Origin of the sequence: Vreelandella neptunia (assembly GCF_034479615.1) — a bacterium.
GTDB lineage: Bacteria > Pseudomonadota > Gammaproteobacteria > Pseudomonadales > Halomonadaceae > Vreelandella > Vreelandella neptunia.
This window is the reverse complement of record NZ_CP140255.1, coordinates 498,685-513,351: the sequence shown is the minus strand read 5'-3', so window position 1 is coordinate 513,351 and position 14,667 is coordinate 498,685. Positions and strand designations below refer to the sequence as shown.

13 protein-coding genes are annotated in these 14,667 nt (G+C 53.6%); 5 read left to right on the top strand and 8 right to left on the bottom strand.

Translation table 11 applies throughout. The annotated features are described in order from the left end of the window. Positions 1–262: 262 nt before the first annotated feature. Positions 263–2,608, bottom strand: a complete 2,346-nt coding sequence (locus SR894_RS02480) for a putative bifunctional diguanylate cyclase/phosphodiesterase (RefSeq protein WP_223287968.1) — start codon at positions 2,606–2,608, stop codon at positions 263–265. Positions 2,609–3,098: 490 nt separating this feature from the next. Between SR894_RS02480 and SR894_RS02475 the strand changes: the two genes are divergently transcribed. The 4 genes from SR894_RS02475 (at position 3,099) to SR894_RS02460 (ending at position 6,113) form a co-directional block, all read left to right on the top strand. Then, positions 3,099–3,446, top strand: coding sequence for a helix-turn-helix domain-containing protein (locus SR894_RS02475; protein ID WP_166650344.1), 348 nt, complete (start codon positions 3,099–3,101; stop codon positions 3,444–3,446). A 271-nt stretch (positions 3,447–3,717) separates the two neighbouring features. Beyond that, complete coding sequence (locus SR894_RS02470) at positions 3,718–4,341, top strand: class I SAM-dependent methyltransferase (protein ID WP_223287969.1); 624 nt, start codon at positions 3,718–3,720, stop codon at positions 4,339–4,341. 104 nt (positions 4,342–4,445) lie between these two features. Continuing rightward, positions 4,446–5,819 (top strand): PepSY-associated TM helix domain-containing protein, encoded by a 1,374-nt coding sequence (locus SR894_RS02465; protein ID WP_133730887.1) that lies wholly within the window; start codon positions 4,446–4,448, stop codon positions 5,817–5,819. Positions 5,820–5,837: 18 nt separating this feature from the next. Further along, on the top strand, positions 5,838–6,113 hold the full coding sequence (locus SR894_RS02460; protein ID WP_133730888.1) for a TIGR03643 family protein: 276 nt from the start codon (positions 5,838–5,840) through the stop codon (positions 6,111–6,113). Between the two features lie 54 nt (positions 6,114–6,167). Here the strand turns inward: SR894_RS02460 and darG are convergent, their stop codons facing one another. After that, positions 6,168–7,247, bottom strand: a complete 1,080-nt coding sequence (gene darG, locus SR894_RS02455; protein ID WP_133730889.1) for a type II toxin-antitoxin system antitoxin DNA ADP-ribosyl glycohydrolase DarG — start codon at positions 7,245–7,247, stop codon at positions 6,168–6,170. 10 nt (positions 7,248–7,257) lie between these two features. Next, positions 7,258–7,902 (bottom strand): type II toxin-antitoxin system toxin DNA ADP-ribosyl transferase DarT, encoded by a 645-nt coding sequence (gene darT / locus SR894_RS02450; protein WP_133730890.1) that lies wholly within the window; start codon positions 7,900–7,902, stop codon positions 7,258–7,260. A 267-nt stretch (positions 7,903–8,169) separates the two neighbouring features. Here darT and zigA point away from each other — a divergent pair, with 267 nt between their 5' ends. After that, entirely contained in the window at positions 8,170–9,396 is a 1,227-nt protein-coding gene (zigA, locus tag SR894_RS02445; protein ID WP_133730891.1) for a zinc metallochaperone GTPase ZigA, read from the top strand. An 85-nt stretch (positions 9,397–9,481) separates the two neighbouring features. Here the strand turns inward: zigA and SR894_RS02440 are convergent, their stop codons facing one another. From SR894_RS02440 to leuC, 5 genes are all read right to left on the bottom strand, one after another. Next, positions 9,482–10,795: a TRAP transporter large permease gene (locus tag SR894_RS02440; RefSeq protein WP_088698368.1), complete on the bottom strand. Its 1,314-nt coding sequence runs from the start codon at positions 10,793–10,795 to the stop codon at positions 9,482–9,484. Then, entirely contained in the window at positions 10,795–11,301 is a 507-nt protein-coding gene (locus tag SR894_RS02435) for a TRAP transporter small permease (protein WP_035576621.1), read from the bottom strand. The genes SR894_RS02440 and SR894_RS02435 overlap by 1 nt, the downstream gene beginning before the upstream one ends. A gap of 62 nt (positions 11,302–11,363) precedes the next feature. Beyond that, positions 11,364–12,362 (bottom strand): TRAP transporter substrate-binding protein DctP, encoded by a 999-nt coding sequence (dctP, locus tag SR894_RS02430; RefSeq protein ID WP_088698369.1) that lies wholly within the window; start codon positions 12,360–12,362, stop codon positions 11,364–11,366. 139 nt (positions 12,363–12,501) lie between these two features. Beyond that, positions 12,502–13,140, bottom strand: a complete 639-nt coding sequence (gene leuD / locus SR894_RS02425; protein WP_133730893.1) for a 3-isopropylmalate dehydratase small subunit — start codon at positions 13,138–13,140, stop codon at positions 12,502–12,504. Further along, complete coding sequence (leuC, locus tag SR894_RS02420; protein ID WP_133730894.1) at positions 13,140–14,579, bottom strand: 3-isopropylmalate dehydratase large subunit; 1,440 nt, start codon at positions 14,577–14,579, stop codon at positions 13,140–13,142. The genes leuD and leuC overlap by 1 nt, the downstream gene beginning before the upstream one ends. Positions 14,580–14,667 lie beyond the last annotated feature (88 nt).

The following is a 14,667-nucleotide window of genomic DNA, read 5'->3' as shown; positions in this document are numbered from 1 at the left end:
CGCTAAAGCGCGCACCTTGAGCATTTATGAAGATGCGGTTCCGTTTAGGTATAGCATGAGTCTAGACTACTTGGCACCCTGACTAACCGGGCTTTTCGAAAGGACTGAGAAAAAATTAGACCTTGCTCAACATGTTGAGCAAGTGTGATTAGGCGCTATAGTAAGCGGGTCGTCTACAGACTTAAGCCTTTTCTCTGAAAACGACTGTAAGTGGCAGTAGCCATATTGGCATGCATGATCGTTTATGGCCTAGCTGCCCAGGCTAACTGAGCCAACGCTGGGCAAACTTTGCAGCTGCCAATGGCCGGTCAAAGTAGTAGCCTTGGCCCTGGGCACAGCCCATTGCGAGCAATGCGTTAATCTGATTTTGGTTCTCAATCCCTTCCGCAATGGTTTCAAGGCCCAGCGTGTTCGCCATGGCAATGATGGTTGCCACAATGACACGATCGTTATCGCTGGTAAGCATATCGCGGACAAAAGAGATATCGATTTTAATTTTATCGGCGGCGAAGCGCTTTAGGTAGGCCAGCGACGAGTACCCGGTGCCAAAGTCATCGATGGAAAGCCCTAACCCTTTGCTCTTTAACACTTCGGTCATAGCAATCGCTTTTTCAGGATTCTCCATGATACCGCTTTCGGTAATTTCCAGGCTAAGTTGTTTCGCCTCAACGCCGAAGTGGGCACAGCAACCGAGCAGCCCAGTCACCAAGTCATCCTCTTCAAACTGCTGGGCGGCAATATTAATCGCTAACTGGCCAGGCATAGAGCGCCCCTGCTCTCGCCATGCGGCAAGCTGCCTGCAGGCTTCCTCTATCACCCAACTGCCGAGCGCAACGATCATGCCGCGCTCCTCGGCAATAGGAATAAATTTACCCGGTGAAACGTCACCCAGCTCCTCGTCGTGCCACCGACACAGCGCCTCAGCGCCAATCAACTGGCCGCTGTGCAAATCTACCTGGGGCTGAAAGTGTAGACTCAGCTGTTTTGCTGCAATGGCGGACGCCAGGCGTTTGGCGATATGCAGCTGTTCGGCCACAACGCGCCCCATCCAGGGCTCAAATACACATGCGGGAAGCTTCTGCCGCTTGGCTTGATACATGGCAATGTCGGCGTGCTTCAAAAGCTCTAAGGGCGTTGCCGCATGCTGGGGATAAAGCGCGAGGCCGATGCCCACGGAAAGCTCGAAAGAGTGTTGCTCAACAATAAACGGCTGCGCGATGCTGTCGCACAGCTGCTGAGCCGTGGCTAAGGCGCGGTTTGCCTCAACACCAGGGCATACCACCACAAACTCATCGCCACCTAAGCGTGCTAAATACTGTCCCTCCGTCAACGAAGCTGCAAAGCGCTTGGCTACTGCCTTAAGAACTAAATCGCCCAGATCGTGCCCAGCGGTATCATTGATCTCTTTAAAATGATTGAGATCCAGTAGCAATAGTGCCAACTCAGTAGTGTGCTTATCCGCGACCACTCGCTCTAAGTGGCGCATAAAGGCAGCACGGTTGGGCAATTGAGTTCCCGAATCACAAAAAGCCAATTGCCGAATGCGCACTTCGTCTTGTTGGCGTTCAAGCTCTGAAGCGGCCCGCGCAGCGAATATCTGCAGTACATTGCGCACCACATCCACATCGTCCAGCGGCTTCTTAAACATGACGCCAATAAGCCCCATCGGCTGACCATGGCTATCATCCAGCCGGCGCCCAACATAGCCGTTTACCCACGAAAGTGCCCCGTTGGTTTCAGTAGGCAGCATAATGGCGGCGCCCTCGTGAACGATACACTCTTGCTCCACCATCACCTTATGGCAAGGAACACCGGGGAGATAATAAGCAAAATTATCCTGGCACTGACCATGTACATACAGCGTTAAGGTATGGGCGATATCGGCATCCTGCTCGTCCAGTAGCGCTATAAACCCCACTTCAGCGGATAACGCTTCGGCCATATGGGCGGTTAGCTGGTGCAGAAACGCTTCGCCATTCTCAGCCGAAACGGCGGTCGCCACGCTAACAACAGCATGTTGAAAGCGTTGCTGCTCATGAATGGTGTTGATCAAGGCGGTGTTGTGTTGCCCAATGCGTTTCAACGCCTGCTGTTTATATAACAGACGTTCGCGCGTTTGGCTTTCCGCCAACTGACGCGCCAACTCTGCGCCAGCCAAGGCCGCGGAGATACGCAACACTTCATCAGCATAAGGAGGAAGCTCTAAGGCAGAGGAGTGCATTAGCGCAATAGCCCCCAAAAAGCCGCCGCCAGGCGCTGCGATGGAGATCCCCAAATACCCCTCAACGCTCAGGGCGTCCAGTCGCTGATCATCCGGGAACTGCTGACGAGCAGAAGCAAACACAAACAGCCGGGAGTGTTCCGCGACCTGTTGGCATGGCGTGCTTTGTAGCGAATAGGGAGCTGTCTCAATGAATTCCCCCTGAGACCACGCTGCCAATGTGCTCACAGTGCCCTGGTGGCTATCAACATATTCAATAGCAGCATGATCAACGCCAAGGATACCCGCGAGGGATCGCACAAGGTGTTGAAAAAAGCCCTCTTCACTGACGCAGGACAACTTATCCGCCAACTGTCGAAAAATCTCTGGTGCAGAAGTAGGGAGCATGTTATGAAGCGCCTTCGGATTTACACATCAAGCTTCTCTCCCGCTCTTGTTGAACAGTATTAAAAAACGCACCGTCCGCCGCATAAATGCTATTCGGACACCAATCAACGTCTAAAGCTTATAAAAAACAACCATCCAACATTTAACACCCCACAATCTTATTTTATAAGATTTTAAAAAACTCCAAAAATAAATCAAAACAAATTCAACATTAACACCACAAACATATTAACAAATTATTTTACTCAAACCGCCCTCAGTTATATGTTTTTTAGCTTCGGGCATTTCCACCTACGCACCTATGCTTTTTATATTTGTTTGGATACTCAATCAAACTATTGCCCTTTAATTACACATTTCAAGGCGTAACCAAGCGAAACAAAAAGTAACTAAAAGCATCCAAATCAACCTTAGAAGATGATATTCAACCTAAACAGTCCTTCATGTCAATAGGTCGTTCCCCAACCATCTAGGTCTAATGGAGGGCATTGTGAATAAAACAGAACAGAAACGGCTCGCGGGCAGTATCGGCCGGGCGATTGCCAAGCAGCGGGTTCGCAGCCAATTGACCCAAGAGGAAGTGGCTGAGCGCCTAGGTGTTGGGAACGAAGCCGTTTCGCGCATCGAGCGCGGGCGGGTGATCCCCAATATTGTGCGCCTAATAGAGCTTGCTGAAATTTTCAACTGCGAAGCAGCTGAGTTATTTGGGCAAGCCAGCTCTCATATCGATGATCAGTCAAGCAGAATGAAGCAGCTTTTAGAGCCTTTAAATCAAAATGATCGCCAGCTAGTCATCGACATTGTTGAAAACTTAACTACACGCCTACAAAAAGAGTAAAATACATGATGACAAAACCTCATCTTTATAACTTTAAGAACGATCAAAATCACTACAACAATTTAACCAGGGAGGGCACTATAACGTTTACTCTTTTATAACCCCCATACAGAAAACCTGATAGGTCAACAATAGTAGCTATATAAAATCAGCGGCACGCCAGGAGCACACTTTATTGGTTGAATGATTGCTTTCATGCTATAGGTAGTCTGATGTAAATAGTCGACACCCGCCGTTCAGCAATCGCAGCGCTGAGCTGCAAAGAGGCGTTATGTTCAACACTACCGCGTGGAATCGCCTGCGCTACACCGTTTACGCACCTTTTTACGATGCGGTCGCCGCCCGTGCGTTTCGTAGACCAAGGCGTATTGCGCTTGGCCAGGTGGATTGGGAGCCCGGCATGCGGGTGCTGGTGGTAGGTGCTGGCACAGGGTTAGACCTGCCTTTTCTACCTCATGACATCGAATTGCACGCCACCGATATCGCTCCGGCCATGGTGAAGCGCACGGCAACAAGAGCCGAGGCGCTGCGCCACGATGTGGAGTGTCGTGTGATGGATGCCGAGGCGCTCAGCTATCCTGATGAGCACTTTGAAGCCGTCATCATGCATCTGATTATTGCGGTAATGCCTGACCCACAGCGTGGACTTGCCGAAGCGTACCGCGTGCTGAAACCCGGTGGGCAGCTGTGCGTAATGGATAAGTTTCAGCCAGACGGCCAACCTGCGGGGGCGGGGCGACGTCTTCTGAATGGAGTCACCTCAGCACTTGCCACCGACATTACCCGCCAAGCACAGCCACTGCTCAGCGAAGCTGGGTTTCAGATTCGCCACGACGAACCGGTGCTCATGAATGGTCTATTCCGTGCACTACTAGCCGTCAAGATCGCTCCTTAGCCGCTAAGCGTGTGACTTTTTACCGCTACACACAGGCTAGCGGTTGCTAATTAAACTATCTAAGCTGTCTAACTATTTTACCGATACCACTCGGATTCAAGCCAATGACAGCCCACTCCTCTAACCGCACCGGCAAACTGCTTTTTGCCATGCTTAGCCGCTTACACCTGTATATTGGTCTCTTCGTCGGCCCTTTTATACTGATTGCGGCCCTCTCCGGCATCGCTTACTTACTCAGCCCACCGCTTGAAGAGTGGTTCTATCATGACACCCTATATGGCGTTACTCAGGGCGAACCTCATTCCCTTGCCGAGCAGATTACTACGGCCCAGCACTACCTGGACGCCCCAATTCTGCCCAGCGCGGTGCGCCCTGCACCGGCGTTAGGCGACACCACCCGACTTATGTTTAGCGAATCAGAACTGGGCCCTTCTGAACATCGGGCGCTGTTTGTCGATCCTATTTCTCTGCAAGTGACCGGTGATACGACGGTTTACGGTACCAGCGGTATTTTACCGCTGCGCACAGCGATCGATCATTTTCACCGCCAGCTGTTATTGGGCGAGGTGGGACGTCTCTATAGTGAGCTGGCTGCCTCATGGCTTTGGCTTGCCGCGCTGGGTGGCGTAACGCTGTGGATTCGCCAACGCCGCGCGCTGAAAGCCCTTTCAGGCACCTACGCCACACGCCGACGCCACGCAACACTCGGCGTAGCGCTTTCCCTCGGGCTGCTGTTCTTTTCGGCAACGGGGCTCACTTGGTCACAGTGGGCGGGAAGCAATATTGCCGAACTTCGTCATGCCTGGGGCTGGGGCACGCCAAGCGCCTCAACAGCACTGATCGATACCGATAGCCAGGTAGCCGATGAACATGCTGAGCATCACGGCCATATGGCCATGGTGGCCACGTCTATCACGCCAGAAGATTTTGACCGAGCGCTGAGCGCTGCTCGTGATGCGGGACTCAGCGCAGCGCGACTCCAACTAACGCCCCCGAGCAGCCCCCAACAGGCGTGGCGGGTAGCGGAAATTGATCGCCAGTGGCCTACGCAGGTAGACCAGGTGGCGCTGCATCCGCGTAGCATGACAGTGACCGATCAAACCGACTTTACCACCTTTCCACTGGCCGCCAAGCTCACTCGCTGGGGGGTGGATCTGCATATGGGCGTACTGTTTGGTATCGCTAATCAAATAGTACTGGCGTTGATCGCCGCTGGGCTTGTGACACTTATGGTGTGGGGTTACGTAATGGCGTGGCGGCGACTGCGCACGGCGAGTGGTCAGCGCTTTCCAACGGTAACCGAGCCCTGGCTAATGCTCCCGCTTACAGCCCAATTCAGCGTGCTGTTCGTCGCTGTCGCGCTTGGCGTAGCGCTACCCATACTGGGTGTAAGCCTGGCGTGTTTCGTCGTGATCGATGCGCTGCGCTGGTCTATTAAAAAGCGCTACACTGCCCGCAGACTTAATGCCCACCAATAACATACCTTGAGGTGAACGATGCCAAAAGCACCCGTTAAGCGCTTTCGCCGCTTACCCGATGACGAACAGTCACGCGTTATAGAAATGGCCTGGGAAGACCGCACACCGTTTGAAGCGATCGAAACGCTGTTTGGCATGAGCGAGCCGGATGTGATTGAGGTGATGCGCCACCAGCTTAAACCCGCCTCGTTTCGCCTCTGGCGCAAGCGTGTCACCGGCCGCGCCACCAAACACCAAGCTCTGCGTTCGCCGGATGTTCTACGTGGATATTGCCCGACGCAATATAAGCGTTAGATGGCAGCTCAACCGGAACCCATAATTATGAATGGGCGCCTTCTTTCAGCATCACTAGCTGGCAGACTTTAATTGGATAGAGTTAAGCTGGCTAAGCGCTAATTCGACATTGGGGCGATCAAACAATTTGAGTTTACGCTGTGCTGAGTGCTTACCTCCCGGCCAGCGGCTTACACCTTCCATTAACGATGCAGGGTCTGGCGCTGCCTGGGATTGGGACAACAACCAATCCACCGTGGCTAGTAGCTCCATCCCAAAAGGTGACTCAAATCCGTCAATCAACTCGGCCGTTTTCTCCAGCGCGGGCAGATAAGCTTTTGCCTCGGTTTTGAGATACAGCGCCACTTTTTCCCGTTTATCATCATTAAACCAGATAGTATCCAGCGGATCGCAATCGTTGATGCGTTTCTCGCTTTTGAGATAGCTACCATCCAGTCCATTGAGCAAATGGCGCAACCGATCGGCATAGGGGCCGTAGCTGTTGGCCTCGAACCGAAGATCCAGCGGATTATCTATGCCTTCTGCTTCAATTGCTCTCTCAAGAAACCAAGCCAACTTTTGAATTTCCAACAAACTACATTCCATGCCTAGCACCCAGTAACGGCGTACCAATTCAGCGATCAAGGCACGCGCAGGCGTTAACTGTTCAACGCCCTGGCGTTTTGCAACATTTTGATATTTGGCCGTCGGCTCAAAGACGATAATCTCGACACCTTGCAAATCACCCAGTGCTTGCTCGATATGAGGCTTAATCTCAGCCCAATCCAGCCCACCATTACCAGCCCCCAACGGTGGAATAGCAATTGAGCGCACTTGATTGCGCTCAATAAAACCGCGCAGATCAGCTAAACCGTCAATAATCCACTGTAGTTGGGACTTCGCTCGCCAGTGCTGTTTGGTTGGAAAATTGACGATCCAGCGGGGCCCCATCAACTCATCGGTTTCAGTCACGAACATGTGACCCGTTTGCACTTTTCCAGCTTTGCAGGCTTGCGCATAGGCCGCCATATTGGCAGGGAAGCGTTCTTTGAACATCAGCGCGATTCCCTTGCCCATCACACCCACCGTATTAACGGTATTGACCAGGGCCTCAACCTCGGCATCCAGCAAGTTGCCTGTTGTATAAGTGATCATGACTGACTCCTTAAAAATACCAGCTGGGCCGACAGTGAATATCCAACGCGCTACCCAGCTCAGCGGACTGCTGCTGTAATTCTAGCTGCAACTGCGGGGTGTAACATATTGCTCCCAGCAATGCCTGTATAGGTACATATTTGTGAATTAGCGCTTCTGCTTGATAACGCTCAACTTTCTCAGGATCATCCGGATCACGCTGAAAGTTGCGTTGCTGCAGAAGCGGCCAGTCAATGGCGCTCAGGTTGTCTAGGCCATTGAAATAATTGGCAGTGACTGGGTAAGCATGGCGATCGGTGAAGACAAACGGCAAACTCAGTTCCGCAGCTTTATACAGGCTGGACACCAGAATCACGATATCTTCGTTAGCCACCGTCTTCACGCCGCCACGGCCAGTATGGATGTTGTACAACATTGGCGAAAAAGGGGTGAAGTAAAAGGGCACATAATCATTCAGTACGCCACCGGGTGCCAGCGGTACATGGCGATGCGCACGGCGGCTAATTAACTCTTCATTGCCAATCACCACCCATTCCGGCGCACGCCTGCTACCATGACCCGCATGCAGGCCATTGGTTAGAATCCAGGGCAGGTTCTGACGATGAGTAATCCGCCAGATTAGAGCTTTTCCTGGATTGAGATTTTTATAAACCATCAATAAAACATACCTTTATTGACTGAGCTTGCACAGGCTGGTCGCACTAATTTTTAAGAAGGTATTCATTGGCTGCGCTGACATCGCCGATTGTAGCCTAGTTCGGTGAGATTAAAGGTGGTGTCTCTACAAAGAATTAGTGAATCCCATTCTTGCTACATCAAGCGAATACGCACCCACTTAAATACCCTCAAAGCAGGTCTTTCTCTAAACGCCCTTATTGTTATATTATCACATAACACAAACCCGTTTAGAGGTGTACTAGCAATGACTGCGTTTTCCCCCCTGCCCGTCACCGTGCTGTCGGGCTTTCTAGGTGCTGGTAAGACCACCGTCCTCAATCATATCCTCGCCAACCGTGAAGGCCGCCGGGTGGCGGTCATCGTTAACGATATGAGCGAGGTGAATATCGACGGTGCACTGGTGCGGGGTGGCCCTGGTGAGTCGACGCTGGATGGCGATGTTGCTCTGAACCGCTCTGAAGAGCGCTTGGTAGAGATGAGCAATGGCTGCATCTGCTGCACCCTGCGCGAAGACTTGCTAGTGGAAGTCAGCCAGTTGGCTCGAGAGGGCAAGTTCGATTACCTGGTCATTGAATCCACCGGGATTTCCGAGCCGCTGCCCGTGGCTGAAACCTTCACCTTTGAAGATGAAAGCGGCCAGAGTCTCTCCCACGTCGCCCGGCTGGATACGCTAGTGACCGTAGTGGATGGCGCCAACTTTCTTGAACAGTACCGCGAAGCGCAAAGCCTAGCCGAAGCGGGCGAAAGCTTAGGCGAAGACGACGAGCGCAATGTCGCCGACCTGCTGGTCGATCAAATCGAGTTTTGCGACGTGCTGTTGATCAGCAAGACTGACCTGATCAGTGAGAATGAGTTAGCAGCGCTGAAGGCTATCCTGCATTCGCTGAACCCCGACGCGGAGCTGGTACCAATCACTCAAGGCGGCGTGCCGCTCGATAAAGTACTGGATACCGGCAAGTTCAATTTCGAGCGTGCCCAGTTGGCACCGGGCTGGCTAAAAGAGATGCGCGGCGAACATGTACCAGAAACCGAAGAGTACGGGATTGGCAGCTTTGCTTATCATGCCCGTCGCCCATTCCATCCGCAGAAATTCCACGATCTGCTGAACCAGGAGTGGTTTGGTAAGGGCCTGTTGCGCTCGAAAGGCTTTTTCTGGCTCGCCACTCGCCCCCAGGCCGCTGGTCAGTGGAGCCAGGCAGGCGGCATCGCCCACCACGGCCCAGCCGGGGTATTCTGGAAGGCGATTCCCGAAGAACGCTGGCCGACGGATCCTGAAACGCGCCAGTTTATTATGGAGAAGTGGCAGGAGCCGTTCGGGGATATGCGCCAGGAACTGGTGTTTATCGGTCAGAACCTGGATCAAGCTAAAATGCGTGAAGCGCTGGATGGCTGCCTGCTAAGCGAAGCGGAACTACTGGAAGGCATGACCGCGTGGAAGAAACTGCCTGATCCATTCCCGTCCTGGGAATAAGTAAGAGCTAATAACGCTTAAATGCAAAGAGAGAGGCCGCAGCCTCTCCCTTTTTTATTGCCTGCATTTTTTCTTGCTAAAAGCTCTATTGCAGCATACTGGGCAACCAAGTAGCGAGGCCCGGAAACACGATCAGCACCGCGACCAGCAGCATCGAACAGAGGATGTAGGGAATCGCCGCCGAGTAAATTTCACTCATGGTAGTACCCGCAGGCGCGACACCTTTCATCACAAAAAGCAGCAGCCCTAATGGTGGCGTTGAGAAACTGATTTCAAGCGCTAGCAAAACAACGATCCCGAACCACACTAGATCAAACCCCAGCGCCTGGGCGAGTGGGAAAAAGATCGGCACGGTTAGCATCATGATAGAGATCTGCTCCATAAAGGTTCCCAGCACCAGTAGCACCGCGAACATTGCCAGGAGCATAAGAATCGGCGACAGATCAAAACTGGTCGCCCAGCCGATCAAGCCACCCGAAGCGCCAGAGAAGCCGAGCAGCTGACTGAAGGTAGCCGAGCCAAACACGATCAGGTAGGCCATCAGCGTGACTTTAAGTGCCCCGGTGACCGAAAGCTTAAACGCCTCCCAGGTCATGCAGCGGAAAATAAACGCCAGAATAATCACGCCTAGCGCACCAAAGGCTGCGGCTTCTGAGGGCGTGGCAAACCCAATCAGCATCAGCGTGACGATAATCACCATCACGCTGAGCATGGGTAGAATATCGGTCACGATCAGTTTGAGCTTCGCGCTCAGCGGCACCGGCTCAAGCTCATAATTCGGGGCGGCCAAAGGATCCAGCTTAGTCTGAATAAAGATGGTCGCGATATAGAACCCCGCCAGCGTTAGCCCCGGCAGAATACCAGCGATAAGCAGTGCGCCAATATCCACTTTCGCTAAGGTTGCTAACAGCACTGCCAGCGCGGAGGGCGGAATAATAATTGCCAGGCCCCCAGTGCCCAGAATCGGGCCAATCGCCATTTTCTTTTTATAGCCCCGCCGCTCCATTTCCGGCACCAATAGCGAACCCATTAATGCCGTAGATCCCATGGAGGAGCCACTCAGAGTTGAGAACGCCGTACCCCCCACCACTGTGACGTAAGATAAACGCCCTGGCACCTTGCCCATTAGCTGATCCACAGCGTTGAACATTTTCATGCCCAGCCCGGTGCGAAAAAACAGTTCGCCCATCAACAAGAACAGCGGAATGGGCACCAAGTTAAAGCTGGAGAGTGCGCCGAAACCGTTGTTGAGCATCTGTAAGATGCCGGTTTGGCCACCCATAAAGTGCCAGGCGCCAATCACGTTGGCGGCCAAAAACGCCAAAGCAATGGGGGTGCCAATGGCCATGAACAGGAGAATCAGCGAGAGTAGGAAAGCGAGCGCAAAGTACCATTCCATTATTCTTTAATCCCCGCTTCGCCGCTGTGAAGAATTTCATGGCCCACCACAAAGCGGCCAAATTCGATCGCCATCAGGGAAAAACTGATGGGGAAGACGATGGTTAGTATCCATTTCGGCACAAAGAAAGCCCGCACGTCATAGTCAGTGCGCTCGATATTGAGCAGCACCAGATCAAGCCCCTTCCACGCCAGCACGCCGCACACCACGACACAGAGCAGCGACACCCCACGGCTGAGGATATTCAGCGCTGCTGGTGGCAACACCGAGGTCAGCAGCTCGATATGCACATGCCCTTTTTGGCGCACCAGCCAGGGAGCTCCGAGCAGAGTGAGGTAGAACATGGCGTATTCAGTGGAGAGGAAAAACCACGCAGAAGGCTGAAGCCCTAAGTTACGAATCACCACCGAAAGCACCACGGCCACCATCAACCAGACCAGCATGATGGCGGCCAGCAGTGCCATGCCGTTAAGCAGCAGCAGATAGCCGCGTTGTGCGTAGCGCATAAAAAACCCTAGAAAATAAGCCACACAAATAGGGCGCTCGATCGCTCGGCGCCCCTACGTTTCTATAGATCGTTGAATTTTTCGATCAGCGTATCGTAATGCTCAAGCCCCATGGGGTGGCGCTCCATCTGGCCGCGCATACGCTCCCAGGTGGCATCCCGGGCAGCGTCTGAGAAGCGCTGTGCTGCTTCGCCTTCCAGGGTAATGACCTGCATGCCATCAGCCTCAAGCTCGGCTTGCTGCTCTTTGGCTAATTCAGCCAGTTGTTCGGCGCTGTCGCGCTCATGCTCAATGGCGACTTCCTGAAGAATTTGCTGCGACTCTTCGCTGAGCTGGTTCCACTTATCCAGGTTAACGATCACCCCCATATCGGTAGAGAAGAAGGCAGGGTCAACCCGGTAGTTAAGGAAACGATCCCAATTGAGGTCTTTCAGGCCAATTTGAGTCCAGCCGGTCGCGTTCACTACGCCTCGCTCCAGGGCCGCGTAAACATCGGTGGTCGGCAGGCTGATTGGCTGCGCGCCCAGGTAGTCCTGGAAGAAGGCGTCATACACCGGGTTACTGCGTAGACGTAGGCCCGAAACGTTTAGATTACCTTCGTCATCAATAGTGGGCTCATCAATGGTGTAGAAGTTGTAGCTGACCCCGCTGTCGAACCAGCCCAGGTAGTAAGTGCCCATCTTCTCCTGATGAATTTCATTCAGCAGATCGATGCCGCCATTTTCACGGGCGAAAATAGCGTTGGTGTTAGAAGCCACCATGGCATCGCGCTCTGGCACGGTACCTGCGTAGAAGCTCGCGGCGGTGTAGGCCATATCCACCACGCCGTTGCGCACTGCGTCGGGCTGCTCGGAAAGACCAATCACTTCAGGGCCGCCGCGCACGTTAATTTGCACCACACCTTCACCGCGCTCGTTAACCTTATCGACGAACTCTAAAAAGCTCTGGGTATAGATCAGCGAGGGAGGAAACGCATGCACCGCGTTAATTTGATCCAATGCTAGGGTCTGAGTGGACGCCAGGGCTGTTAGCATGCCCAGGGTAAGGGTTACTTTTTTCATGAGTTAGTCTCCTGCACAAGGTGGTTTTTTATAGCGGTTGTTGTGTTGATATTTTTTGTGAACCCTTCTTAAAACATCTGATGCAAGCGTGCACATTGTTATAATGAGAATGTTTGGAAATATTGTTTTAGCCTTGGCATTACCCTTTACTAATAATCTCGGGCTCAGGAAGCCTGGGCGCTGCCCAAGGGAACTGCCGGGCGTAGTTCGCTGCGAAATCGGTAATGGTGTTGGCGTGCTGGCGGGTCATATCAATATCATCCCAACCGTTCAGCAGCTTGGTGCGCCAAACGGTGCTAATTGAAAAACTGACCTCTACTTCAGCGACACGAATTAATTGCTTCTCCAAATCAACGTAAATGGCCGCCGGTGTATCACCAAGGGCTGCTAGCAAACGCTCGGCGTCATCCTCTTCCACCACTGCGGGCAATAAGCCGTTATTGACGGCGTTAGACGCAAAAATATCGCCAAAGCTTGGCGCCACCACGCAGCGAAAGCCGTAATCGACCAGTGCATAGACTGCAGCTTCCCGCGATGACCCCGCGCCAAAGTTGCGGCGACTGACCATCACTTCAGCGTCGGCAGCATTAGGGCGATGAAGAATAAATTCGGCGTCCGGTGTGCCCTGCTCGTCGTGGCGAACGTCATAAAGTAAAAACTGACCGTAGCCGACGCTGCGCGGCTCTTTCATAAAGCGCGCGGGAATCAACTGATCGGTATCCACGTTAGCCGCGGCAAGGGCAACGCCAAGGGTGTCTAGTACGGTAATAGGTTGCATTAGCGAGCTCCTGAAGCCTGAACGGATGAATCAACGCCCGCTGTTAACGTACGCACATCGGTTAGCCGCCCACTCACCGCCGCGGCGGCTACCATAGCGGGTGACATCAGGTGAGTGCGTGCGCCCGGCCCTTGGCGGCCCTTGAAGTTGCGGTTGGTGGTCGAAGCGCAGCGCTCGCCGCTGGCCACTAAATCACCGTTCATACCTACACACATGGAGCAGCCGGAGTGTCGCCACTCAAGCCCTGCATCGATAAAGATACGGTCTAATCCTTCAGCTTCGGCCTGGGTTTTTACCAGCGTTGAGCCGGGCGAGACCATGCCGGGCACACGACTTTTTTGCCCAACCAGCACGGCGGCAGCGGCGCGTAAATCTTCAATACGCGCGTTGGTACAAGAGCCGATAAAGACCCGATCAATGTTGATATCGGTGAGCTTTTGGCCCGCCGTTAAGCCCATATAGGCCAAGCTCTCCCGAGCCTGGCGCGCTTTCGCGGGATCGCTCAGTTGCTCTGGGTCGGGCACAGCGCGGTCAATCGGCAGCGCCTCTTCGGGCGAGACGCCCCAGGTCACCGTGGGAGCGATTTCGTCCGCAGGCAGCGTCACTTCAAGATCAAAACGGGCGCCTGGGTCGCTGTAGAGCGTGGCCCAGTAGGCGCAGGCTTGTTTGAAAGCTTCCCCTTGCGGAATCCAGGGACAGTCACGCAGATAGTCGAAGGTGGTTTGGTCTGGGGCAATCATGCCGCAGCGACCGCCGCCCTCAATGGAGAGATTACACAGCGTAAGCCGCGCTTCCATGGAGAGCGAGCGGATCGCCTCGCCAGCGTACTCAATGGCATAGCCGCGAGCACCGTCGGCGCCCAGGCGCGCAATCCAGGTCAGCGCAATATCCTTGGCGGTGATGCCCTCGGCCAATTGGCCTTCCACCGTAATCCGCATCACCTTGGGCTTGCTCTGCCACAGGGTTTGCGTAGCCAGCACATGGGCCACTTCCGAGGCACCAATGCCAAAGGCAATGCTGCCAAAGGCGCCGTGGGTGGCGGTGTGGCTATCGCCGCAGACCATCACCATGCCGGGCTGAGTGAGTCCCTGTTCGGGCCCCAGCACATGCACAATACCCTGGCGGGGGTCATCAAGACCAAACAGCGCCACCCCATGCTGCTGGGTATTGCGGGAGAGCTGCTCGATCATTGAGCGCACTTTGGGATCGGCAACACCTGCCAGGTCGCGGGTCAGCGTTGGTACGTAGTGGTCAGCAATACCGAAGGTTAAATCGGGCCGGGCAACGGGCAACTGGCGTTCAGCCAGCTTATTGAACGCGTGGAAGGAGCCTTCATGGACAAAGTGGCGGTCAATCCACAGCAGGCTCTGACCGCTTTCACTACGGTGAACCTCGTGGGCGCGCCAAACTTTGTCAAACAGCGTTGTTGGGGTACTCATGGTCGTCGCTCGTTGCCTCGGCCTTCGTTAGACTTATCGTTCTCACCCAATACAACTAGCGCAATTTCACAACACAGGTCAAATGTAT